Genomic DNA, 23,476 nt, shown 5'->3' on the forward strand with positions numbered 1-23,476 from the left:
GGGTGGGTACACCAGTGATACGAGTCGGCTGCCGAAAACTAATCGGTCGTGACGAGAACCGGCGGGAGATCGAAGAGTGCGAACAGCCGGTCGGGGTCGAGATAGGTCGTTGTCTCGGTGATCGTCGCGTCGACGATGGTGAAGACCACGAGGGCGAACGGTCGCAGGCTGCCGTCCGGTCCGGTCGGTAGGTACTGACCGAACGCCGGCGCACCGTTGGCGGTTGTGGGAAGAAGCCTGGCGCCGCTGCAGAAGTCGCCGCCGGCAAGTAGCGAGCTGCGAATGTCGGCGCGGCCGCGCAGCCACCACAGGTACGGCGGCATGGAGGTCGTCGCATCCTCGTGCAGCAACGCAACGAGAGCTTCGACGTCATAGCGTTCGAACGCGGAGCAGTAGCGGGCCAGCAGTTCCTGCTGCGTCGAGTCCATCGGTTGTGCGTCGCCGAGTGGTTCCGATGCAAGGGTCGACCGCGCACGTTGCAACGCGCTGGTGACCGACGCCGTTGTGGTGTCGAGCAGCCGCGCAACTTCGTCTGCCTTCCAGCACAACACATCCCGAAAGATCAGAACGGCGCGCTGTCGGGCGGGCAGGCGTTGTAGCGCTGCGACGAACGCGAGGCGAATCGAGCTGCGAAGCAACGCCACATCGGCCGGATCGCCAGCTGGCACCGCTCGATGGTCGGGGATCGGCAGTACCCACGCATGTTCCGGGAGCGGCGCTCCCACGTCGGGTCCCGGGCGTGACGGCGCCGCCAGATCCATTGCTCTTGCCCGCCGTTGGCGGCCTCGTGCGGTGTCGATGCAGATGTTGGTGGCAATGCGATACAGCCACGGCCGCACATCGCCGCGAGCAGGATCGAAGCGATCGATACTGCGCAGGGCGTTTACGAACGTCTCCTGCACGGCGTCCTCGGCATCGAAGGGCGACGCCAGCATCCGGTAGCAGTAGCCCGTCAACTCGACGCGGTACTGCTCCAGATCGTGCTCGGGTCCGGCCGCACTCATGCCGCGACAATATCGGGCTCGCCGGACTGCCTCGCCAGCGATCCGAGGCGTCGGCCCGGGTTCTGGAACACTCGAGTGATGTCGAATCGAAAGGGACTCGTCGCGCGACTGCGGCGATTCACAGACCGCACTGCAAGCGTCGACCTCACGCGGTACACAAAACTGTTGCCTGCGATCGGCGAGCGCGAGGCGGACCTCCGCACACTGTCCGACGAGGAGATCGGTGCCGCCGCGGACCGCTTGCGGAAGTCGGTCGACGACAAGGCGTGGTTGCCGGACATGTGTGCGCTCGGACGCGAGGCCGCCGACCGCGCGCTCGGCGAACGACCTTTCGACGTTCAACTGTTGGGTGCAATGGGCATGCTCTCGGGCAACGTCGTGCAGATGGCGACCGGTGAGGGCAAGACGCTCGTCGGTGCGATCGCGGCAGCCGGTTATGCGTTGCGCGGCAACCACGTTCACGTTGTCTCGGTCAACGACTACCTCGCTCGACGCGATGCCGAATGGATGCGTCCGGTCTACGACCTGCTCGGCGTCACCGTCGGCTTCGTCGAGGAGTCGAGTACCAACGACGAGCGGCGCGCCGCATACGAGTGCGAGGTGACGTACGGCGCTGTCAGCGAAATCGGGTTCGACGTGCTGCGTGACCGTCTCGTGGTTGTCCCCGGTGACCAGGTGGCACCACACCGGGAGGTCGCGATCATCGACGAGGCCGACTCGGTGCTCGTCGACGAGGCGCGAGTTCCGCTGGTGCTGGCGGGGTCGGTGGATCCTGGGGTCACACATGTCGAGATCGCCAACATCGTTCGACGGCTTCGTCCAAAGCAGCACTACGAGGTCGACCCCGGCCGCAACGTCTGGTTGACCCCACTTGGGGAGGCCGAAGTCGAGCGGGCGCTCGGCGGGATCGACCTCTACGACGATTCCGGCTCGGACCGCCTTGCCTCGGTCAACCTCGCGCTGCACGCAGAAGCGTTGCTCACCCGCGACGTCGACTACCTGGTCCGCAACGGAGCCGTGCAGCTGATCAATCAGTCGCGCGGGCGAGTTGCCGTGCTCCAGCGCTGGCCCGACGGGCTGCAAGCTGCGGTGGAGGCGAAGGAACAGCTGGCGCCCTCCGACAGCGGGGAGATCCTGGATTCGAGCACGGTGCAGGCGCTGATCTCGCGCTACCCGACGGTCGCTGGAATGACGGGAACCGCTGTCGCCGTTGCCGATACGCTGCGTGAGTTCTACGAGCTCGAGGTCGCGGTCATTCCGACGGATCAGGAGAACATCCGAATCGACGAGCCCGACCGCATTTTCACAACCGCGGAAGCGAAGCTGACCGCGATCGTCGCCGAGATCGAAAAGGTGCACGCCGACGGCCGCCCGATTCTGATCGGTACGCAGGACGTCGCCGAATCCGACGCGCTCGCAGAGCTTTTGGTGCAAGCCGGACTGACGTGTGCAGTGCTCAACGCGCGCAACGACGCAGAGGAAGCGAAGATCATCGCCGAAGCCGGAGCGCCTGGTGCGATCACCGTCTCCACCCAGATGGCAGGTCGCGGCACCGACATCAAACTCGGCGGTCACACAGGTACTGGCCCGACCTACGACGACGTCGTCGAGCGTGGCGGTCTGTATGTGATCGGCACCGCGAGATACCAGAGCAGCCGGCTCGACGATCAGCTGCGTGGACGAGCGGGCAGGCAGGGCGACCCGGGCGGCAGTGTTTTCTTCGCAAGCCTCGAAGACGAGGTTGTGCTGATGGGAGAGCCGAATGTCCCCAAAGGGGTTGTCGCCGAGGACGATGGCGAGGTCACCGATCGGCGAGTGCCACCGCACGTCGACCACGCGCAGCGAGTCCTCGAAGGCGTCAATCTGGAGATCCATCGCAATACATGGCGCTACACGCGGCTGATCGAGCGGCAGCGCGACGACATCCTCCGATTCCGCGACGGTGTGCTCAGCGGTGACGCCGCCGCCGAGTTGATGCGGGCGCAGGCTGCGGACCACTACGCCGAGCTCGAGAATGGACTCGCCGACGATTCGTTGGAACAGGTCTGCCGCGAGATTCTGCTGTTCCAAATCGACCGACTGTGGGCAGATCACCTCGCCTTCCTCGCCGACGTCCGAGACAGCATTCACCTGCGTGCCCTCGGCAAGGAGACGCCGATCGACGAGTTCCACCGTGCCGCGATACCCGAGTTCCACAAGATCATCGACGAAGCGAAATTACAAGCGGTGCAGACCTTCTCCGATCTGATGGTTGTCGACGGAAAGGTCGATCTGGAGGCTGCGGGAGTGCTGAGGCCGTCCGCGACGTGGACGTACATGGTCCACGACAATCCCTTCGACGCGAGTGTCGGACACGTGCTGGAGGGGATGCGAAGCGATTTGCGCAAACGATTCGGTCGACGGTGAAGGCTGGCGATTGCCACGATCAGCGGACTGGGATCGAAGTAGGCGAGTCGCTCGACTACTTTGCCGTCACGCAGCGTGATTCGGTCTAACAGGGTTTGCCTCGCCCTACGCTGGCGGAAATCGGTCATCGTCACCGACGGTGTCGAGGTATTAGGCCCGATTTAGGGCACAACGGGTTCGAGCGCACGTCGACTCCGCATCGGTGGTTGGGTCCGATGCGGAGTCGGTGTTCGGTTGTTGTGCTCAGGCAGCCATGGGACTGGCTCGGCCGTGGGCGGGGATGGGTTGTCGGCGTGGGTCGATCCCGGCGGGTGGGATGAACCAGGGGTGGCGGTCGGTGCCCATCACCACATCCCAGTCGGTGTGGTGCATCAGCCGATGGTGGAATCGGCACAGCAGCACGAGGTTGTCGAGATCGGTGGGTCCACCGTCGACCCAATGGTGCACATGATGTGCGTCGCACCAGGATTCGGGTCGACCGCAGCCGGGGAAGGCGCACCCGTGATCGCGGGCAGCGACGACTTTGCGGAGCCGTTTCGACACCACCCGGGTGGTGCGACCCAGGTCGACGGGGCAGCCGTCCTCGTCCAACACGATGGTGGTGCGCACGCAGTCGCAGGCAAGACGTCGGGTGGAGCGCACGGTCAGTGGACCCATCCACGGCATCCAGCCGGTCTCGGTGTTCTCGAACAACTGCCGGTAGGCAAGGCGGTCGGGTTGCGGCTGTTCCGGGTCGGACAGGTCAGCAGCATTCGGTGCGCATGTGTCGGTGTGGTGATCGATGAGGTCGGCGGCGTTGATGTGCACCGACAGGTGTGGACGGTCTCCACCTTCGGTGGGTCCGGTGGCGGAGTCGAGGTAGCGCCGCAGAATTTCGGCGAATGCGTCGGCGCGGCGTTGCGCGGCACTGCGCGCGTCTCGGTCTCCGGTGGCGGCGTTCGGGTGCGGTGCCGCGAGCGGGGAGAGTGCGGCGAGCAGCATTTCCGCGGTTTCGGCGTCGACGTCACCTTTGATCGCCATGCGACCGTTGAGGCTGGTGGAGGCGTAGAACTCGTTGCGGTCGACATCTTCGGCGGCAGGAACGTGGTCGGTGTCGAAGATGTGCTCGAGTCGGGCGATGGCCCGACGGACGTCGCGGGTGTCGCCGCCGGCGGCGGTGTCGATCAGGTAGTCCCGCGAGGCGGCGGCAGCTTCTTCGGGCATGCCGGTCGGGGGACGTTCCAGGAACGCGATGATCAGGACGGCGTCGTCGCCGCTGATGCGGCCGGCGTGATAGGCGGCGGCGACGCCTGCGTCGGTGGTCAGGGCGGCGGCGAGTTTGGCGGTGCGGATCGCCGAGCGTAGTGAGGTGCTGGTGGTGAGGTTGTTGAGCCAGGCTGCGGCTCCGTTGGCGCCGCGTCCTTGCGGGATGGCGCGTTCGACAGCTTCGGTGAGCAGCCGAATTCGTATCGATTCCAAGGTGTGGATCGAGGCCGACAGTGCGGGGACGAGGTTTGCGAGTTCGGTGTCGGTGAATCGCATGGCTCGATCGGGTTGTGCCCGTCGATCGTGTCGAGTAGTTCCCCCAGCCCCATAACCCAATTTTAGTTAGAACACCCGTTCGAGTCCAGCAAAATCAGGAACTATTCCCCGCGCTCAGCGACCTATACAGCAGCCGCGATCCTAGTCGCCTATTCATCCCGTCTCTGGGTTGATCTGGCTGAGGAAGTTGCGGGGTCGCGTCGCGATTGCTCACGCTGAGTCGATGGGTGAGCGAACTCGCGTTGTCACCTGGCTCCGGAATAGGTATCTGTCGTATATGCCCCTTTTTCCCGCGGCCGACCTCGTGACCCCGGCGGAGTGAGCGCGTGACCGACTGGGTGTTCGCCTTCATCGACCGTTTGAGTGCGCCGGGGGTTGGGCTGCTGATCCTGCTCGAAAACCTGATCCCGCCGATCCCGTCGGAGGTCGTCCTGCCCCTGGCGGGGTTTCGTGCACGTACGGGTGACGTCAACGTCTGGCTCCTCTGGCCTGCAGCGACAGCGGGTTCCGTCGTGGGTGCCCTGCTGCTTTACGGGCTGGGAGCATGGCTGGGTTACGACCGGCTAGTACGGCTCGCTGCCCGCCCGTGGTTCGTTTTTGCCAGTCGGGGCGACATTATCCGCGGTCACGACCTGTTCGACCGGCACGGACGCAAGGTCGTCCTGCTGGCCCGCTGCGTCCCTTTTCTACGCAGCATCGTCTCGATCCCGGCAGGCGTCCTGGGGATGCCGTTGCCGACTTTCGTAGTCCTCACCACAATCGGCAGTGGCATTTGGAACGCGGCGTTCATCTGGATCGGCTGGCTACTCGGCGAGAACTGGGCTGTAGTGCAGGACTGGACCGGACCCGTCAGCAAGGTTGTGAGTGTCCTCGTCGTGATCGGATTGGTCGTGCTGATCGTTCGTAAGAGGCGCAGTGGTCGCGTATCTGTTCCAGTGAAGGTCGATAGCTACTAATGTCTGTAGTACTACGGATACTAGTAGATTGAACGGTGGGGTCATGGTCACTTCGGTTCACTTCGCGGATGTGGGGTTCAGGGCGGTCCAGGAGCTTCTTCGAGAACCGACCACCGCTCCCGGACTACGGCGATCCACGCTGGCGGTCGTGCTTCCGCTGACCGGGCGGCCCAAGTCGATTCATAACGCCAATCGCATCGGTCTTGTTGCGGACTGGGACAGCGACGACGCAATCACCGAATTTCTCGCCACACACCCCGTCGCTCACAGGCTCGCGTCGGGTTGGCACATTCGGTTGGAGCCGATTCGCGTCGCTGGAAACTGGCCTGATCTGCCGGCGGTTTCACCTGATGCGCCGCGCAATGACGACGGTCCGGTTGCAGCGCTCACCCTCGCCCGAACCAAGGAGTCGGAGTTGGTCCGGTTCAACAGGCTCGGTGGCGATGCGGAGGATCATGTCCCAACAGTTCCAGGGTCGATCTGGGCGACGGCGCTGATCAATCCGCCGTTCTACGCGACCTTCTCGCTCTGGCGCGACCAATCGGCTCTGACGGAATTTGCCCACCGTCGAGGCGCGCATCGTGTGGCAATCGATGAGGACAAGGCGAAGCCGATGCTCACCGAGCACGGGTCGCTGCGGTTTCGTCCCTACGCCTGCAGCGGTGCCATCACGGGCCGAAATCCGATACCCGAGTTCGCTATCTGCCCGGAGTAGCGAACTCGAACAACGCCTGTACTGCGAACTGTCAGCCGACGTGTCGATCCCCGCCGAGTTGTGCGTTGATCGCCTCGACGGCGGTCGCAGTGCCGTCTTCGGCTTGTAGTTGCAGCGACACGGCCCGCGCACGATCGCGGTAGCTGGGATCGGAGACCGCGGTACGGATTGCATCGGCGAGCCACTCGGTCGTGAGGTCTTTGCGTTTGATCGTGCTCGCAGCCACGCCGAGGTCGCAGAGGCGTTTGGCCCAGAAAGGTTGATCCATGATGCCAACCACCGGAATCGTCGGCACACCTGCGCGGAGTCCGGCGGCAGTAGTTCCCGCGCCGCAATGATGCACGGCGGCGGCGACGCGTTCGAACAGCCATTCATGCGGGACGTCGTCGACGGTGATCATGTTGTCGCCACCGCCGTGCAACCTCGCCCAACCGGAATGCACCACGGCGCGGACGCCTGCCGCGTCGACTGCGTTTGCAATGAGGTCGCTCAGTTCCTCGCTCTTCCTCGTCGCGGTACTGCCGAAGCCGATGTAGACGGGAGCCTCGCCGGCGTCGAGGAATTTCACCAGGTCGGCGGGTGGCTGCCAGTCCGATGGCAGTGCTGGCCACCAGTACCCGGTGATCTCGATACCGGGACGCCAGTCCGCTGGACGCGGCACCACATGACGGCTGAATCCATGCAGGATCGGCCATTCGGTGTCGCGGCGATCGCGGTAGTCGGCCAGTTTCACAGACCGTAGGCCGAGGTCCGTGCGGAGAGCGTTGATCTGCGGCAGGTAGATCTTCTCGCCGAGTCCACCCAGTTTCCACAGCGTCCGGTTGCCCATTCGCCCCAGTGATCGTGTCCCGAGCGCAGCAGGTGGGAACTCGCCGGTCGCGGCCATCGGTTGCAGACCTAGCGCCGCGCTCGGAACGTCCATTGCCTCGGCGACGTGGTAGCCGAACAGCGTCGAGACCGGCCCGGCAAGCAACAGCAGGTCGGCGCCTTCGGCCGCTTTCGCGATTGCCGGACCCACACCGTCGAGCTGCTCGACCATCTCCCGCATAGCTGCCTTCGACGGCTTCATCCTGTCGCCGTCGATCAGGCCCTGGGCGAAGTCCGAGGCCCGCGTCGCTTCCTCTGGATCGGTAGGCAGCCAACGGGATTCGAGTCCAGCGGCGGTGACCAGCGGGGCCTGCGCCTCGGTGGTGGCAACCGCCACCCGATGGCCCGACTTTTGCAGGCCGACACCGAGTCCCGTAAGTGGGGCAACGTCTCCGCGCGTTCCGTAGGCGACGATTACGATCGTGCTCATGTAGTCCTCCTGGTTGCAAGGTCGAAGATGGTGACCAGTTCCTCGCCGTAGCCGAGGACGTCGTAGTCGAGGTCGCGCGCGAGTTCGGAGACCGCACCGTCGAGGGCGGCCCGGAGCGCATTTCGCATGAATACCGAAGGCAGTGGCCGAAATTCGCCGGAACGGACCCCTGCGTCGAAGATCGCGAGCGGATCCAGCAGCGCCAGCTCGCCCTGCGGCGGATCTGCCTGGACCGACTCGGCGGCGACCTGGTCGAAGCGGCGACCATCGGCGCTGCGGTAGCCGCCGACGATCTCGAACATCGCGACGCTGCGGAGCCGATGTTCATGCAGGACAGCGACATTGGCTCGGATGTAGGCCGACAGTTTGCCTGCCGCGGTCGACTCGGCCGTCAGGAGTGGCGCCATCGTCACCGCTGCGGTCGTCATGACGTCTTCGACGATCGCGGCGATCAGCGCATCCTTCGTCTTGAAATGATACAGCACAACGCTTTTCGCCACGTTGATCCGCTCGGCGATCTTTGCGATCGAGACCTGCGGGTAGCCGAGTTCGGCGATCAACGCGACGGCGGCGTCGACGATTTGCGCGCGCCGCGCCGCCTCGATAAATGTTAGACCGCTTGGATTATTATTCGACCGCATGGTCGAATCATAGGACAGGTGGACAGTTTGCGCCAGTGCGATGGTGTTTGTGTATCCGCTCAGGTGCGCCGGGCGAGCGCTGCGGCCACCTCGGCGGCCGCGCGGTTGCCCGATTCGATAGCACCCTCGAAGTAGCCGGCGTGGTGTTCGGCGGTCTCGGTACCCGCCCAATGGATGTCACCGACCGGCGTTGCGTCCACGGGAAGAAATCCTTCGGTTGTTCCAGGCTCCGGCAGTGCCAAGTAGCCGCCGCCGACGAATTCGTCTTGATGCCAGGCCTTCTCATGCCAGCTCACCGGTTCCAGCACCTCGGACCCGACGTAGTCGGTGAGCGCCCCGAGCAGGGCCGCCCGACGCTCGGCAGGGTCGAGACGGTCGAGTGCACGAGCTTCCGGGCCTGCCACCAGAATGCACAGGTGGCCCGGCCCCTCCGGTGGGCTGGTGTCGAACACCGCGCGTCCCGGTGCGTCGAGCACGAGAAACTCACCGCTGCAACGGTTCCGCCAGAACGGGGTGTTGTAGACCGCGATCGCTTTGTATACCGAACCCATGTAGGTGTTGTGCGCGAGCGCATCTCGGCGGGCGGACAGCGGAGGGACGAAAGAGATTCGACGCCGCGTCGGCGGCGGAACCGTGATGATGACCTTCGCTGCCCGCACTCGACCTGCCACCGTGTCCACCGTGATTTCGCCGTTGCTCTGGGTGATCGAGGTGACTCGATGACCTGCCCGCACCCGGTCGCCGAGTTCGGCAGCGAGGCCGTCGACGAGAGCGCCGACGCCCTCGGCGAGTAACGCTTCCTGTGCGCCGCCGGTGGTGGCGAGTATCGTGCGCAGTCCGCCCTGCTGGCGGATCATTTTCGTCATCGCCAGAATCGTGTACCGATCGGGATCGGCGGTCCAGGAGATGAGTGCGGCAACCTCCAGCAGTCGACGCGGCGTGCGTCCGGGGACCCTACGCAAGGCATCGGCGAGTGTGACGGCATTCCACCGGGTCGGTCCGCCTAGGTGGGAGAGTGCCTCGACGCCGACAAGGATCGCGCCGAAGGCCAGCATCGACGGCGACCAGAGCGGAAGCCGCCGTCGGCCGTCGATCGCGGTAGGCAATCCCTCCGAGTGCATGGTGAATTTCTGCACGCCGAGTTCGGCGGCGAGTGCGGTGACGCGATGGTGATCGTGGCCGATCCACTGCCCGCCCAGGTCGACTCGTGACCCCAATGGGGTGGTTTCGCTGAAGGCTCGTCCGCCCAATCGGTCGGCGGCCTCGAGTATCACCACGTCGATGCCTTGACGCCGCAGTTCGCGGGCTGCGATCAAGCCGGACAGTCCGGCCCCGATCACTGCCACAGTCGTGGCGATATCCGCATCGGCCGCCCGGGCCGTCTGTGCTGGTTCCTGCCGCATCCTCGACTCCATTCCGTGAGCGACTTCGCAAATGTATGTCGGACGTCCGTCCAAGATTATTAGGCCACACGTTGCTTCGGCTCGTAAAGGCCTCGATCCGAGAAATACGCCACTCGGTCGGACGTCCGACACGGCACTAGTGTCTGTACTGCCGAAGTCTGGGGCACCGAGGAGGTCTGCATGGGCTACGTCAAGGCTGTGGAGCGCAGAGAACAAATCGTCGAAGCGGCGATCCGAGTGCTCAGCTCGGTTGGCGTGCCGAACACAACGCTGCGCGCGATTGCGGTCGAAGCAGGCGTGCCACTGGGCACGTTGCACTACGTATTTCCGTCCAAGGACGAGATGTTGCGTGCAGTGATCGCCGCACTGATCGACGAGGTGCTGGTTGCGGTGAAGTCCGGCCTGGAACTCGATCGCGGTCTGGCGCACGCACTCCGGCACGGTGTCTTTCGCTTCTGGGACACCCTCGTGGAGGGCGGCGTCGGAGTGCAGGTCATGCAGTACGAGTTGGCGATGTACTCGGTGCGTAGCGAGGGCTCCGGGGGTCTGGCGCAGCTGCAGTTCGAGCGTTATACCGCGCTGGTCAGCGAATTCTGCGAGCAAGCCGCGAATGCGGCGAACGAGAGCTGCGCTGTCGACTTCGGCACCCTCGGCAGGCTCTCGCTCGCCGTGCTCGACGGCGTGATCGTGCAGTACGTGACCAATCCCGACTCCGTGCGTGCGCGTCGTGACCTCGAGCGTGCGATCGAGATGGTCGTCAAGTATGCCGATCCGCAGCCCGTCGGCGACGGTCGTGCATAGTCGACTCGACGAGCCGCGGAGACGTTATCCGCGTAGAACGCCGCGTCGGCTGCTCATCGGGGTTGCCCACTGCTCGCCATGGACGCTCCGACTGCCGGTGCTCCGGCGGTGTCGGTGACTTCGAATAGGCCGAGCTCGATTGCGGCAGTGTGCAATTCGCTCAGTCCGAACGCTGCGACCGGGCCGCGCACGCCTGGAGTCAGCGGGTGGTCGGTGGCGTGTGCGGCGCCGTAGCCGAGTAGTCGCCCGGTCATGGTGTAAGGGTCGGGTCCGGCGAGCGATACCTGCTCGACGATGCGGCCGGCGCCGTCGCGGGCGATCGCGGTAACCAACGAGGTTCCCGACCGGGTTGGGGTTCGGTCGGCGCCGGGTAGATGTTGCGCGATCGAGTCGAGCAACCGGCGCGTGAGGGCGGTATCGATGACCGGTGACAAGGCGGTCGACACGATCTGGACCGGCAGCGACCAGCCGTTGAACCAGCCCATACATACATCGACCGACTCCAACTCGGGGAACAGTTCAGGAAGCCCGAAGTGTTCGGAACCGCCGATGGTGATGCCCGCGCGGGCGATGTCACGAAACCGGAAGCGGTGTAACCGTTGTCCGCTCATTTCGGTCATCAGACTCGACCCGGATCCGTTCGGCCGGTAGGCAAATGCGGGTTCGGCGATCACGCCGACAAGGGAGGCACGGGTCGCGCCGGTGGTCAGTTCGATGGTGTCTCGCAGCGTGGCGCGTCGGTCGAAGTCGTTGGTTCCGGGGAGCAGGAAGTATCCGATTTCGACGCGGCGGGCTCTACCGGCGGCGCGCGTGACGGCGAGCGCACCCGCGAGGTTGCCCGGCAGGAAGTCGTAACCGAACGCCGGCACCAGCGTGGCTCCGGATGTCGTTGCGGCGGTGCGAAGTTCGTCGAAGACCCAGCGAATGAAGGGAGGTTCGCCGGTCGAGTCCAAGTACACCGCACCCGCGTCGGCGGCGGCTCGCGCGACCCCGCGCCCCCAGCGCTGGAACGGTCCGACAGTGGACACGACAACGTCGTCGCTACCGATCAATGTAGTGATCGCCTCGTCGTCGCGGACATCGGCCTGGAGCATTGGCAGTTGGGTGCCGAGCGATTCGGCGACCGCGGCGAGGCGCGTGGTGGAGCGGCCGACCAGTGTCGGGGTCTGTCCGCGCCCGATGAGGTCGGACACGACCTGGCGGCCGGTGAAACCGGTGGCACCGAGCACAAGGATGCGTCGAGAAGTGGGGGTCATCGGAAATAGCCTATCGTCGTCGGGAGTGTGCGGTCGGCCTGCGTATCAGTGCCGCTTCGGTTGCGGAAGCCCTTGTGCTCGAGCGTGTTCGACCTGTTTGCGGCGGTCGGCCAGCGCTGCAGGGGAGTAGTGACGCTTCCAGCTGGTGTTGCCGTAGCGCAGCCGCAGAGTGAGGTAGGTACCGAACAGTTCGCCGGTGAGCGCACGCGGCACCGCACGCCAGATCAGGCGATGTACGCCGACACTGACTCGGTCCGCCGGGGTCGGTTCGATGTCGATCAAGTGCCGAAGTCGTGGCTCCATCACAATGAACGAACTGGTAAGAAGCACATTGCGGACCGGCCAGTAGATCGTGTTCCACACCGCCTGCGGTATCCACGGTGCGGTGGCCGGCCGCGGCAAATTGACCGGCAGATTCGCGATGAATCGACCTGTGCCGGTGTCCAGAGCTTTCGGGATCCACTGTTTCTCCCAGTACTCGAGAAACTCGCCATAGGTGTCGGGCAGCCCTCGAACGCCGATCAGATCACCGAGTTGCAACGTCCCGATATAGGCGTCGTCGAGGAATTCCTGCGATTGCGGCCCATGCAGAATCTCGTAGGCATCGATGACCGGCTTCAATATCCCGGCCCAGGTCCAGGCCCACAGCTCCTTGTTCCAGGCGTGATACCGGGTGCCGTCGTCGAGGGTGCCCTCTACGAATCGGTGCAGTTCGCCGATCGTTTTCGCGATCAGTTCTCGCTCCTCGTCGTCAGCGAAAAGCAGTCCGGCAACCAGATCCATGGTGTCCACCAGCCGATTCACGGCTGTCCCGAACCGCACGTTGTCCCGAACGGCGACACCGGCCACCGGGTCGTGATCGTCGACGCCCTTGCTGCTGCCTTCGTTGAGCACCACATAGGTCAGGATCGGCAGCATCGCATAAAACGCCGTCCCGTCACTGAGCACTGTGTGGGCAGCGGACCCGCGCCGCGTGCGATCTCCGTATTGCAGCAGCCGCTCGTTTGCGCTGGTGAGAGTCTTTTTGGTCGCCGGCTTCATTGCTGACTGAGGATTCATTCCGTCACTGTAGCTGTTGCCTTCGGTTACTCGCAAGGCTGACTGATCGTTCAGTCCCCGTTTTGCAGCAGTTAGGATTCGGTATGCGCACAACCGAAAAACCGCGTAAGAGCGCCAACGGCGCAGGCAGTACCGACGACGACCTCACCCAGCGGCGCCGCAAAGAGATCGCCGACGGCGCATGCGTGGTGTTCGATCAGCGTGGCTACGCGAACACGCGCATCGCCGATATCTCCGACCATCTCGGCGTCGGGCAGGGCACCATCTACCGGTACTTCACCGGAAAAGAAGATCTGATGGACCACATCGTCGGCCACGCGGTACGTCGAATACTGGCGGCGATGCGCGAAGATGGCGTCGGCGATTCGCCGGTACGGACGGCTGCACAGTTCGTCGACCAGATCACCGCCGTCGCGCACCGACTACTCGACATGGCCGCTCGCGAAAGTGTCCTTGTCCGCGTCCTACTTGTCCAAGCGCAGGCCGCCCGGCCCGACGCGATCGACGACCTCACCGACCAACTCGCCGTGACGACAGCCGGATACCTGGCCAATGGGGTCGAAAGTGGCTATCTGCGAGAGGATTTGGACACCGCGGCGGTAGCCGATGCGATGGTCGGCATCACCATGCCTGCGATGCGTCGAGTTTTGCGAGACCAACTCGACGACGCCGGTAGGGAAGCGACCGCCCGGACGATCGGCCGGCTCATCGCGTACGGCGCGGTTGAGCCCGAATTCGCCAGCTAGCACTGCGATCCACCTTCGGTGACTGCGCGGCGGTAGCCGAAGCAGACGAGATAGAGCATGACAAGCGCCCTCGTAACACCCTCGTCCTCCAGCGACGTGGTGTGAGAAGTTGGCCTGTGGCAGTCACGACCGAGGGGGCAAATCCCCTATGCCACGAGAATCCCTGCTGGAGCGGATGTTCCGAAGCTCGTCGCCACACTCGCTCTCACCGCTTTGCGTAGCGTGCCACCATCGTGAGAGCTGCTTCGTCCACTACTCGGAATGTCTCCGCTTCGGATAGCGACCAGTTGCCGTGAACCAGGCGAGGCCAGAAGACGACGGTGGCGATCATGCCGAGAAACTGCGCTGCCGCCACGTCCGGATCGGCGATGTCGGCGGTTCCCGCAGCGTTCTCCGCGCCGAAGTAGCGCATCAGCGCCGCCAGTACTGGCAGCGTGCCGAAATCGAAAGTCCGCTCGCGCAGTTCCGGGAACTTCGGCGACTCGGCGATGACGGCCCGGATCAAGTCCGCCATGCGCGGGCGCGTCAGCAACTCTGCGTAGGCGAGGCCGAGGGCAACCAAGCCTGCGCGAAAGTCTCCGGACGGCGGTTCTTCGAGCTCTCTGTCAGGTGTGTCACCCGCTGCGAGCACCGTTGCTTCGAAAAGTTCCGCCTTGGTCGGAAACTGCTTGAAGAGCGTCGCTTTGGAGACCTCTGCGGTCGCGGCAACCCGCGCCAGAGATGTTCGGTCGTAACCGAGTTCGAGGAACAGGTCCGTTGCGGCGGCGAGAATGGCTGCACGGTTCGTTGTAGAAACCGACCGATGATACGCAGAGAGTTCGCGTGACATGCACCCAGTATTGCATAGAGGTGAGTCGCTTGACTCACCTCTGACGGCTTGCTAGTTTGCAAGTGATGAGTCACCCGACTCTCCTCGCGAAAGGGAGTCGACCATGGCCAAGCTGATCTACTCGATGATCACCTCACTCGACGGCTACGCCGAGGCGGCGGAGGGAGATCTCGGCACGGGCGCCGAGGACGAGGAGGTACACACCTTCATCGGCGACGTCTTCCGTCACGTAGGCACGTTCCTGTACGGCCGGCGGATGTACGAGACGATGGTGTTCTGGGAAACGGTGCACACGAAACCCGATGTGCCGCCGCACATCCTGCAGTACGCCGACGACTGGAAGGCCGCGGAGAAGGTCGTGTACTCCACGACACTCGAGTCGGTGTCGAGCGCAAAGACCAGGATCGAGCGGACCTTCGACCCGGACGTAGTGCGCAAGCTCAAGGCCGATTCCGATCACGACCTCAGCATCGACGGCCCGAACCTGGCGGCGCAGGCGATCGCTGCCGGGTTGGTGGACGAGTACCACCTCTTTATGACGACGAGCGTGGTCGGTGGCGGCAAGCGATTCTTTCCCGACGGCGTTCGCCTCGATCTGGACCTGGTCGAGCAGCGGGCATTCGACAGCGGACTCATCTACGCGCGCTACCAAACTCGCTAGCTGCAATGATCACGTGATGCGTTGCTTCCGGTTAGTGCCCGTTCTCGTTGCCGCGTCTCTCGCCCTGACGGGGTGTGCGCAGGACTCGCCCCAGGAGCCTGCGCCGGTGATCGTGTCCTTCGACGACGGGTGGGGTCAGATCTTCGTCGCCAACGTCGACGGCAGCGGCCTGCGGCAGATCACCCCGACCGTGGCCGACGACATGTCCGACGGTCGATACGGAAACTTCGCCGCGGTATCACCGGACGGCAAGCAGTTGGCCTACACCCGCGGCGGCAAATTCATCGACCTAGTGGATCTCGAATCGGGCGATGTAAGGACCGTGCACGAAGGTGGCTATCAGCCGACCTTCTCGCCGGACGGGTCCTCCATCGCGTTCACGAGCGGTGACGACATCAGCATCATGAACATCGACGGTTCCGACGTGCGGGTCATCGCTCCGGAGGGATCGGGAGCGAGGTTCTCGCCGGACGGGTCGCGGATAATCTGCAACGTGGCCGGGTACCTTGTCGAGACTCCGGTGGCGGGCGGAGAGTCGAAGGTGGTTCTGCGGGACCAGTTCTGGAACGCGGATCCCGCGTACTCTCCTGACGGTTCCACGCTGGTGTTCTCTAGCAATCGCGGCGGCAACAATGGCTCCGAGATCTACTCGATGCCGGCCGGCGGCGGAGAGATCACCCGGCTGACCGAGACCTATGCGGTGCATCCGCAGTTCACCCCAGACGGTTCCCGCATCCTCTATACGAGAGCAACGACGCAGTCGGGTGAGCTGGTTGTCGACATATCGACCTCGAACCGCGCGGAACTCGCTTCGATGAATCCCGACGGCTCCGATCAGAAACGGTTCACGCCTCGTTCGATTACGGCCCAATATCCGAGCGTCGGAGGGGGTGGTCGCGTCTCATAGCTGGGTAGTTGGAGGCGTTCCGCCTGGCCATCACCCTCAAAAACGTCCCCGCGGGGACGTCACCTTTCTCGAAGCGTCCCCGCGGGGACGCTTTGGCGATCAGTGCCTTCGCTTCCGATCGCCGCGTACCAGATGTGGGTGCCGCATTCGTGACGGAATCGAGTTCCCGCCTCAGCTGTGTGGAAGTGGTCCGCATCTGACGTCGAAGCGCTCGCGAATGGTGTCGAGCGTCTGCCGATGGTGTTCGCGGTCAGCGTGGTGTGTGCGCATGAAGTGAAGGGTCGCAAGCATTCTGCGTGGCAGCGGGTACCAGCGGTCGAGGTCGAGCCCGCATTGTAGGAACACTTTCATGGGGACCGCGTCGAAGATGAGGCTGATGTTGTACTGACCGAGCGCGGCGGCTGTCCACATGAGCGCTTCTTTGGACTTGCCGGCCAATGCTTCGCCGTCGAGTTCGTAGAGGGGTGTCTCGCGGAGTTTGTCGAGAAACATCAGATGTGTCATGAAATAAATCCAGAGGGTGGTTTGCCGATGCCGGCCTCACCCTCCACCACCAATCCGGCAGGACCGCGGACTGCGCAGTCAAGGAAGTCGGTGACTGCTCGGGACTCGACCGCTCGGCTCATCGCAGTCCTCCCTGAGCCCATCAGGCGCCGCTCACGCGTCGATTCGAATCGACAGTAGCGCTGGCAGCGAGTGAGAGAAGCCGATCTTCGAAGACGAGTCAGCGGATGGCTCGACAGCCCGTTCCTGGGCGTTATCGTGACCTCGCTCGCCGATTGCGGACGTCACATGCCTGATCAGGCATGTGAAGTCGGTAATGCATTGGCGACGTTGGGATTCCGGGTCTGGCTTCCGGCCGGTTCGCGTGTCGGGTAAGTATATTGCCGCCCGGCACCTGCGAACTTACGAACGCGACCGCTCAGTCGGGAGGCAGATGGCGTCGATGATCCTTGCACCCGCGCTGCCGGTGCCGGTGATCATCACGCGCCCCTTGTGTTTTGGATCGGCGCGGTCCCGTCTCCAGGAGGGTGTCAGCCTTGGGCGCACAGCCATTCGGTGCCGTAGTGCGCCGCGTTGCCACCGTCGAGGTGAACCCAGTGGCCGCCGTCTCCACAGGGGGCGCCCTCGGTCGGCGCTGGCCCGGGCGGCGGGGTGGCGATGACGCCGGGCAGGCCACGGAACACACCGTCGGGTATCGGGATCGAAATTCCCGGAACTGGCTGCCACACGTCGGCGTTCGCGGTGGCGGTCGTCAACAGTGGCGCCACAAGGACGGTGCCTACCAACCCGGTCAATATCGCTACACGCTGCTTCATATGTGGTCCTCCTACAAAGACGGCTCGGAACTATCAGGGACACCCGCATATCCGTAGCTGTGGAGTAACTGTTACCAACTACGTCAGGACAAGGTAATGCCCGGGACTCGGCTACCCGGCTCCATCGAGGCGGCTACGCAGTCAAGTCGATGATCAGCTTGCCTGGTTGGCTGTTGGAGAACGAGTTCACGAAGGCAGCAGGCAGTTGCTCGAATCCGGGCAGTACGGATTGCACGGCCTCCAACTGTCCGGAACTGATGAGTTCGCCAAGGAAGCCTTCAACCTCTGCGGCACGGTCCATGTAGTCGAGCACGATGAATCCCTGTGTGCGGATACGTTTGGTGAGAAGAAGTCCGAAGTTGCTTGGGCCAGGCGGTCTTTCGGTCGAGTTGTAGCCGTCGATCAACCCACACAACGCGATGCGTGCGTGGTTGTTCAGCCGTGCGATCGATGTCTCGAACATCGGACCTCCGGAGTTTTCGAAGAGGCGGTCGATGCCGTGTGGTGTTGCGGCTTCGAGCTGCTCCTTGCAATCGGAAGCCTTGCGATCTACGACGGCGTCGGCACCCAGTCGGGCAACCATCGAGCAGTTCGCGGCGCCTCCTGCGATTCCGACAACCCGTGAGCCCGCCTGCTTCGCGAGCTGGACAGCCACGCTTCCGACGGCGCCAGAGGCACCCGAGATCAACACGGTATGTCCCGGATCCGGCCGAAGAATGTCGCACACTCCGGCCCACGCGGTCAGGCTGTCATGCCAAGGATGCCGAGGTAGTGCTCCAGCGGAACGCCGCTGCGCGAACGGCGGGACGATGCACTCCCGTCGTCAGTGACCTGTCGTCGGTGGAAGGGGTGCGCGGCCTGGTCGACTGGCTCGACGAGCACCTGACAAGCATCGACATCCTCATAAACAACGCCGGGGCAACGTGGGGCGCGCCACTTGAAGAGTTTCCCCTCACCGGTTGGACGAAGGTGCTCAACACCAACCTTGTCGCGCCGTTCTACCTGATCACGGGAACGCTTGCGCTGCTTCGTATGGCAGCCCGCCCCGACCGGCCCGCTCGTGTCATCAACATCGGCAGCGTGGACGCCTTGGCGACGCCGAGCTGGGAAAACTATTCGTACAGTGCGAGCAAAGCCGGGCTGCACATGGTCACCCGTCATTTGGCCAAGCAACTGGCCTCCGACGGCATCACCGTCAACGCGATCGCCCCCGGACCTGTCTTGACGGACATGCTCGGACACGCCGCGGCGGATCCAGAGGTGGAGGCCGGACTCCTCGAGCGCGTCCCGCTCGGCCGCTACGGACAGTCCGACGATCTGATCGGCACTGTCCGGTTCCTCGCCTCCCGCGCCGGCTCCTATCTGACCGGCACGATCATTCCGCTCGACGGCGGAATCTCAGGCTGCGCTGGATGAGATCGGCGGTGGACTGGCGGCCGCGATGATCATGGGACTCGCAACGCTCGTAGGGTTCGACTCCGCAGCGAACATGGCCGAGGAAGCGAGGGATCCTTTTCGGAGCGTTCCGCGCGCGATCGTGGTGCCCTATCTCGCGGTACGGAAACGGCTGGGTCGCCAGGAAGATGCATTCGATATCGGGCGTATCGAGATGCCGGTGGCCATCGGTGCGCTGTTGTGGTCGGTCCTAGTTGTGTTCATCCTTGTGTCGCCGGCAGAGGCGCGATCCGCCGTCTTCATTTCGCTCGGCCTACTCCTCGCCGGCGGCGTGTACTTCGCCTACCTGTTGATCTTCCACCGCGACGTCATGGAGACCGAGTCCGGCGACGCGGATGTTTTCAAGCACTAGTCGTGACGGCATCGAAACACCAGCGCGACGAATCGCGGCCTTACGCGGCTAGCCATTTTCAGGCGACGCCGTACAGAACGTAAGTAGCGCCATCCTTCAGTTCGTCAGCACTGAAGGACCGCTGTGCGAAGCCCTCGTCGACGTATGCGTTGTAGCTTCTCTGGTTCGCAGGGATGGCATCGAAATATGCGGTGTACGTGCAGGTTCCAGAGCCGTCGAAATTTCGATCGATCGTTTTGGTTTCGAGTATCGATCTGGTGGATCCGGCGCCACCGTCCCCGAAGAGATTTATTTGGTCGTTGGGAGCAACACGAATCCCTTCGATGGCGCATTCGCCAGATTCTGTAGATGCTTGGTCCGCTTCGCCGGTGACTGTCATTGTTGCGGTGAATGTGGATGCCACGTCGGTTTGGGTTGCACAACTCGCCAGGATCAGCGTTCCTACGAAGGCCGCGGCAGCCGCGATCGTTCCAGCCCTTTGCTTCATATACAGCGACGGTATACAGCCTTGTTCTTTGTTGCTGCAGCGGAGGTCCCCATACCCACCCTCGCCGACGAGATCAGCACGCGGTAGTGCGATGTACGCAATACACGGTCACTTGTGCCCGATGCTGGGCTGCCCTGTCGGATCGGGAATCGAACCCGCTGCGCTGCCCTCCGCGCACCAAGAAGGCTGGGTACCGCCCAGCCGCGGTGTGTGCTCGCCTCTCGAACGGTTACCTGCTTCCGCCGCAGCCTAATCGACCAGATCGACCTCCCAATTGCGCCGCTGGATCTCGACATCGAGCTCGCGGAGCTGCCGTGCCAGATCGTCTGCGGTCGAACGCATCTCGGCCACGGGCAGCGCCGAAACGTAGGTCAACTCAGAACGCAGCTGACGTGCGTACCCGCCCTGACCGCCGGTGCCGGAGGCGGCATCTGCCGCGGCGGTGACGGTCCGGTGGCGCAGCCTCAGCACATCCCTTCGTGCGAGCGCGTCCGTCATCGTGCCGTCGTTGACCGTCGCCGCGGCGTTGGTCTTGTTGATTCGACGGATCAGCGACTCCAGCTCATCGAAGACAGCCTGGGAGTCCGCGAGCAACGCAGCCGCGTTCTCAGCGGGTGTCTCGCCCTCCTGGTACCGCGCGTTGTCAACGATTCGGGTGCGTAGCTGCTCCGCCTTGCGTGCGTTGTCCGCACGCAGGGCCAACGCTTCTGCCAGTTTCACATTTCCTCCTTTGCAGCAGCTACGAGTATTGCGGGGCGGCGATCGATGTGCCATCCAATTTCACGGGGCGGCTAAAAAGTAGATGGACTGAACCCACGCACGCCGATTGCTTCGACAATCGTTGTGGCGCAATGCCTGGGCAAACGATCCTTATCGGTCGACTCGCGTCGATACCGGGGCAACTGCAATTTTCACAGGCGGTTTCCGTTGGTGGCGTCGATGACGCAGCCGGTGATTGCTCCTGCCGCGGGGCTGGCGAGAAACGCTATGACGGCGGCAATATCGGCGGGGTCGGCGAGCGTGCCGAGTGCGGTGTGCTGAGCCGCGCTCGGGGGTTGATCGATGTCGTGCCGTAGCCACGCGGCATTCATGTCGGTATCGAGAACGCCGGGGGCGACCGCGTTGACGGTGATACCCCGGCGGCCAACTTCGACGGCGATGCTGCGGGTGAAGTTTTCGATCGCCGCTTTGGTCATGGCGTAGCCGACGATGTGCGGGCTGGCGTAGCGGGCGGATCCGGAGGAAACGTTGATGATTCGGCCGCCGTCACGGATGCGCGGCAGGGCGTGTTGGGTGACGAAGAACGGTGCGCGTTGATTGACTGCGATGAGCCGGTCGAAGTCGGCTGGGGTGAGTGTGTCGATCGTTCCGCGGGCGTTGATGCCTGCGTTGTTCACGAGCACGTCCAGTTCGGGTGGTAGGCCGAGATCGGCTGTGACACGGTCGAATTCCTGCCACATCTGGGTTGGCCCCTCGGTTTCGGCGAGGTCGGCGAACACATTGACGGCGCGGCCGGGTCCGCTGCGTAACTCGCGGGTCAGGGTGCGCGCGGCGGCGCTGTCAGCGCGCGAATGCACGATGACGGTCGCGCCGGCCGCGGTGAATGCTCGCGTGATGGCCGCGCCGATTCCGCGACTCCCACCGGTGACGACGGCGACATAACCGTCGAGTTCGGTCACTGGTTCGCGGCCGCTTGGAGATCGAGCGCCACGTCGGTGATGAGGTCCTCTTGCCCGCCGACGAGTCCGCGTCGTCCGACGGCAAGCAGGATGTCTCGGGTGTCGAGGCCGTATTGGTCGGCTGCAGTTTCGGCGTGTCGTAGGAAGCTGGAGTAGACGCCGGCGTAGCCGAGGGTGAGGGTCTCGCGGTCGACCTGGACCGGGCGATCCTGCAGGGGCCGGACGATGTCGTCGGCGGCGTCCTGAAGGGCGAACAGGTCGCAGTTGTGTTTCCAGCCGTGTAGGTCGGCGACGGCGACGAACGGTTCGATCGGGCAGTTGCCTGCACCGGCGCCGTGCCCGGCGAGAGACGCGTCGATGCGGGAAGCACCGGCTTCGGCCGCGACGACCGAGTTGGCGACGGCGAGGGAGAGGTTTTGGTGGGCGTGGATGCCGATTTGAGTGGCTTCGTCGAGGATGTCGCGGTAGGCGATGACACGTTGGCGAACGTCGTTCATTGTCAGTCGGCCGCCGGAGTCGGTGACGTACACGCACTGCGCGCCATAGCTTTCCATGAGTTTGGCTTGCTTCGCGAGTTCGCCGGGCTCGGCCATATGCGACATCATGAGGAAGCCGGATACGTCCATGCCGAGTTCGCGTGCGGCGCTGATGTGTTGGGCAGAAACGTCGGCTTCGGTGCAGTGGGTGGCGACGCGGACAGAGGTGACGCCGAGTGCGTGCGCCCGTTCGAGTTCGGCGACCGTGCCGATCCCAGGGAGTAGCAGCGTGGTCAGTCGTGCTCGGTGGACGACGCCGGCGGCTGCTTCGATCCATTCCCAGTCGGTGTTGCTGCCGGGGCCGTAGGTGAGGCTGTGCCCGGCGAGTCCGTCGCCGTGGGAGACCTCGATGGCGTCGACGCCGGCACGGTCGAGGGCGGCGGCAACAGCTGCGACATTGGCGGGGGTGATGTGGTGTCGGGTGGCGTGCATGCCGTCACGCAGGGTGACGTCTTGGATGTAGAGAGCGACGCCGTCGTCGGCGGTGCGGGTCGGTGTGGTCATCGTGCCAGCTCCAATGTCGTTTTCTCGGCGAGGGTTTCGGCGACTCGAAGCGCGGCAGAGGTCATGATGTCGAGGTTGCCTGCATAGGCGGGCAGGTAGTGTGCGGCGCCTTCGACTTCGAGGAACACCGAGACTTTCCAGAGCGGTCCGGGGACGGGGTCGTCGCCGATGAGGGTGGCGACGTTGCCGTCGACCTGGCTGAACTGGACCTCTTGTTTGAGTCGGTAGCCGGGTACGTACGCCGACACCGTGGCGATCATCTGCTGTATGGATTCGCGGATGGCGTCCTGGTCGGGTGCGCTGACGAGGGCGAGCACGGTGTCGCGCATGATCAGTGGCGGATCGGCGGGGTTGAGCACGATGATCGCCTTTCCGCGGGCCGCGCCGCCCACCTCTTCGATTGCCTTGGCGGTGGTTTCGGTGAATTCGTCGATGTTGGCGCGAGTGCCGGGGCCAGCCGATTTGGACGCGATCGACGCGACGATCTCGGCGTAGTGCACTGGTGTGACGCGCGAGATGGCAGCGACGATCGGGATGGTTGCCTGTCCGCCGCAGGTGACCATGTTGATATCGGGTGCGGCGAGGTGTTGGTCGAGGTTGACAGCTGGGACGACGTAGGGGCCCAGCGCCGCGGGCGTCAGGTCGATCAGGTGTTTACCGAAGGGCCGCAACGCTTCTGCGTTCGCTATGTGTGCTTGTGCTGACGTGGAATCGAAGATGATGGCGATGTCTGCGAAGTCGGGGTGGTCGATCAGGCCCTGCACACCGTTGCTGACGGTGTCGATGCCGAGCCGTCGTGCTCGGGCGAGACCGTCGGAGTTGGGGTCGATGCCGACGAGGACAACGATCTCGAGGTATTCGGCGACGCGTTTTAGTTTGATGACAAGGTCGGTTCCGATGTTTCCTGAACCGATGACGGCAACTTTGGTTTTGGGCATGGCG

24 protein-coding genes and 1 pseudogene are annotated in these 23,476 nt (G+C 64.0%); 9 read left to right on the forward strand and 16 right to left on the reverse strand.

All coding sequences use genetic code 11. From position 1 onward, the window contains the following. Nucleotides 1–38: 38 nt before the first annotated feature. Nucleotides 39–1,004, reverse strand: coding sequence for an RNA polymerase subunit sigma-70 (locus tag JGU71_RS10985; protein ID WP_199704144.1), 966 nt, complete (start codon nt 1,002–1,004; stop codon nt 39–41). Between the two features lie 78 nt (nt 1,005–1,082). Between JGU71_RS10985 and secA2 the strand changes: the two genes are divergently transcribed. Continuing rightward, nucleotides 1,083–3,410 (forward strand): accessory Sec system translocase SecA2, encoded by a 2,328-nt coding sequence (gene secA2 / locus JGU71_RS10990; protein WP_199704146.1) that lies wholly within the window; start codon nt 1,083–1,085, stop codon nt 3,408–3,410. Between the two features lie 243 nt (nt 3,411–3,653). Here secA2 and JGU71_RS10995 read toward each other — a convergent pair whose 3' ends face one another. Further along, on the reverse strand, nt 3,654–4,931 hold the full coding sequence (locus JGU71_RS10995) for an HNH endonuclease signature motif containing protein (protein ID WP_199704148.1): 1,278 nt from the start codon (nt 4,929–4,931) through the stop codon (nt 3,654–3,656). Between the two features lie 326 nt (nt 4,932–5,257). Between JGU71_RS10995 and JGU71_RS11000 the strand changes: the two genes are divergently transcribed. Together JGU71_RS11000 and JGU71_RS11005 are read left to right on the forward strand one after the other, a co-directional pair. Next, the gene (locus JGU71_RS11000; RefSeq protein ID WP_199704150.1) at nt 5,258–5,887 is read left to right on the forward strand and encodes a DedA family protein; all 630 of its coding nucleotides are present in this window, start codon (nt 5,258–5,260) and stop codon (nt 5,885–5,887) included. Between the two features lie 43 nt (nt 5,888–5,930). After that, nucleotides 5,931–6,602, forward strand: coding sequence for a hypothetical protein (locus JGU71_RS11005; protein WP_199704152.1), 672 nt, complete (start codon nt 5,931–5,933; stop codon nt 6,600–6,602). A gap of 31 nt (nt 6,603–6,633) precedes the next feature. Here the strand turns inward: JGU71_RS11005 and JGU71_RS11010 are convergent, their stop codons facing one another. The 3 genes from JGU71_RS11010 to JGU71_RS11020 are packed head-to-tail and all read right to left on the reverse strand — an operon-like array spanning nt 6,634 to nt 9,943. Continuing rightward, nucleotides 6,634–7,899: a glycosyltransferase gene (locus JGU71_RS11010; RefSeq protein WP_199704154.1), complete on the reverse strand. Its 1,266-nt coding sequence runs from the start codon at nt 7,897–7,899 to the stop codon at nt 6,634–6,636. Continuing rightward, the gene (locus tag JGU71_RS11015) at nt 7,896–8,540 is read right to left on the reverse strand and encodes a TetR/AcrR family transcriptional regulator (RefSeq protein ID WP_199704156.1); all 645 of its coding nucleotides are present in this window, start codon (nt 8,538–8,540) and stop codon (nt 7,896–7,898) included. The genes JGU71_RS11010 and JGU71_RS11015 overlap by 4 nt, the downstream gene beginning before the upstream one ends. Before the next feature lie 59 nt (nt 8,541–8,599). Then, nucleotides 8,600–9,943 carry a flavin monoamine oxidase family protein gene (locus tag JGU71_RS11020; protein WP_233529020.1) on the reverse strand — a complete coding sequence of 448 codons (1,344 nt, stop codon included), beginning with the start codon at nt 9,941–9,943 and terminating at the stop codon, nt 8,600–8,602. A gap of 180 nt (nt 9,944–10,123) precedes the next feature. On the opposite strand from JGU71_RS11020, the gene JGU71_RS11025 reads away from it, so the two are divergent. Beyond that, entirely contained in the window at nt 10,124–10,744 is a 621-nt protein-coding gene (locus tag JGU71_RS11025; protein WP_199704159.1) for a TetR/AcrR family transcriptional regulator, read from the forward strand. A gap of 53 nt (nt 10,745–10,797) precedes the next feature. Here the strand turns inward: JGU71_RS11025 and JGU71_RS11030 are convergent, their stop codons facing one another. Both JGU71_RS11030 and JGU71_RS11035 read right to left on the reverse strand, forming a co-directional pair. After that, on the reverse strand, nt 10,798–12,000 hold the full coding sequence (locus tag JGU71_RS11030) for a saccharopine dehydrogenase NADP-binding domain-containing protein (RefSeq protein WP_199704165.1): 1,203 nt from the start codon (nt 11,998–12,000) through the stop codon (nt 10,798–10,800). 45 nt (nt 12,001–12,045) lie between these two features. Further along, on the reverse strand, nt 12,046–13,059 hold the full coding sequence (locus JGU71_RS11035; protein WP_199704167.1) for an oxygenase MpaB family protein: 1,014 nt from the start codon (nt 13,057–13,059) through the stop codon (nt 12,046–12,048). An 83-nt stretch (nt 13,060–13,142) separates the two neighbouring features. On the opposite strand from JGU71_RS11035, the gene JGU71_RS11040 reads away from it, so the two are divergent. Continuing rightward, nucleotides 13,143–13,805, forward strand: coding sequence for a TetR/AcrR family transcriptional regulator (locus JGU71_RS11040; RefSeq protein WP_199704168.1), 663 nt, complete (start codon nt 13,143–13,145; stop codon nt 13,803–13,805). Nucleotides 13,806–14,010: 205 nt separating this feature from the next. On the opposite strand, the gene JGU71_RS11045 is transcribed toward JGU71_RS11040, so the two are convergent. After that, nucleotides 14,011–14,634 (reverse strand): TetR/AcrR family transcriptional regulator, encoded by a 624-nt coding sequence (locus JGU71_RS11045; protein ID WP_199704169.1) that lies wholly within the window; start codon nt 14,632–14,634, stop codon nt 14,011–14,013. A gap of 103 nt (nt 14,635–14,737) precedes the next feature. Here JGU71_RS11045 and JGU71_RS11050 point away from each other — a divergent pair, with 103 nt between their 5' ends. After that, a complete protein-coding gene (locus JGU71_RS11050) occupies nt 14,738–15,295 on the forward strand; it encodes a dihydrofolate reductase family protein (protein WP_199704170.1) in 558 nt (185 codons plus the stop codon). Nucleotides 15,296–15,401: 106 nt separating this feature from the next. After that, on the forward strand, nt 15,402–16,202 hold the full coding sequence (locus JGU71_RS11055) for a beta-propeller domain-containing protein (RefSeq protein WP_307829592.1): 801 nt from the start codon (nt 15,402–15,404) through the stop codon (nt 16,200–16,202). A 171-nt stretch (nt 16,203–16,373) separates the two neighbouring features. On the opposite strand, the gene JGU71_RS11060 is transcribed toward JGU71_RS11055, so the two are convergent. From JGU71_RS11060 to JGU71_RS11070, 3 genes are all read right to left on the reverse strand, one after another. After that, on the reverse strand, nt 16,374–16,706 hold the full coding sequence (locus JGU71_RS11060; protein WP_199704172.1) for a hypothetical protein: 333 nt from the start codon (nt 16,704–16,706) through the stop codon (nt 16,374–16,376). 530 nt (nt 16,707–17,236) lie between these two features. After that, nucleotides 17,237–17,521, reverse strand: coding sequence for a hypothetical protein (locus JGU71_RS11065; protein ID WP_199704605.1), 285 nt, complete (start codon nt 17,519–17,521; stop codon nt 17,237–17,239). Nucleotides 17,522–17,654: 133 nt separating this feature from the next. Beyond that, nucleotides 17,655–18,176, reverse strand: a complete 522-nt coding sequence (locus JGU71_RS11070; protein WP_307829593.1) for a zinc-binding dehydrogenase — start codon at nt 18,174–18,176, stop codon at nt 17,655–17,657. Between the two features lie 116 nt (nt 18,177–18,292). Between JGU71_RS11070 and JGU71_RS11075 the strand changes: the two genes are divergently transcribed. Beyond that, nucleotides 18,293–18,937 (forward strand): SDR family oxidoreductase, encoded by a 645-nt coding sequence (locus JGU71_RS11075; RefSeq protein WP_307829594.1) that lies wholly within the window; start codon nt 18,293–18,295, stop codon nt 18,935–18,937. Nucleotide 18,938: 1 nt separating this feature from the next. After that, a pseudogene (locus JGU71_RS11080) lies at nt 18,939–19,328 on the forward strand (hypothetical protein); the annotation flags it as partial. A 58-nt stretch (nt 19,329–19,386) separates the two neighbouring features. Here JGU71_RS11080 and JGU71_RS11085 read toward each other — a convergent pair. The 5 genes from JGU71_RS11085 to JGU71_RS11105 all read right to left on the reverse strand — a co-directional run bounded on the left by JGU71_RS11085 (nt 19,387) and on the right by JGU71_RS11105 (nt 23,472). Next, nucleotides 19,387–19,815: a hypothetical protein gene (locus JGU71_RS11085; protein ID WP_199704173.1), complete on the reverse strand. Its 429-nt coding sequence runs from the start codon at nt 19,813–19,815 to the stop codon at nt 19,387–19,389. Nucleotides 19,816–20,064: 249 nt separating this feature from the next. Further along, complete coding sequence (locus JGU71_RS11090) at nt 20,065–20,535, reverse strand: DIP1984 family protein (RefSeq protein ID WP_199704174.1); 471 nt, start codon at nt 20,533–20,535, stop codon at nt 20,065–20,067. 191 nt (nt 20,536–20,726) lie between these two features. Continuing rightward, nucleotides 20,727–21,494 carry an SDR family NAD(P)-dependent oxidoreductase gene (locus JGU71_RS11095; protein WP_199704176.1) on the reverse strand — a complete coding sequence of 256 codons (768 nt, stop codon included), beginning with the start codon at nt 21,492–21,494 and terminating at the stop codon, nt 20,727–20,729. Next, nucleotides 21,491–22,534, reverse strand: coding sequence for a 4-hydroxy-2-oxovalerate aldolase (gene dmpG / locus JGU71_RS11100; protein ID WP_199704178.1), 1,044 nt, complete (start codon nt 22,532–22,534; stop codon nt 21,491–21,493). Before dmpG ends, JGU71_RS11095 begins: the two co-directional genes overlap by 4 nt. Then, nucleotides 22,531–23,472: an acetaldehyde dehydrogenase (acetylating) gene (locus JGU71_RS11105; protein ID WP_199704179.1), complete on the reverse strand. Its 942-nt coding sequence runs from the start codon at nt 23,470–23,472 to the stop codon at nt 22,531–22,533. Before JGU71_RS11105 ends, dmpG begins: the two co-directional genes overlap by 4 nt. Between the last annotated feature and the right edge of the window lie 4 nt (nt 23,473–23,476).

Origin of the sequence: Antrihabitans stalagmiti (assembly GCF_016482825.1) — a bacterium.
Taxonomy (GTDB): domain Bacteria; phylum Actinomycetota; class Actinomycetes; order Mycobacteriales; family Mycobacteriaceae; genus Antrihabitans; species Antrihabitans stalagmiti.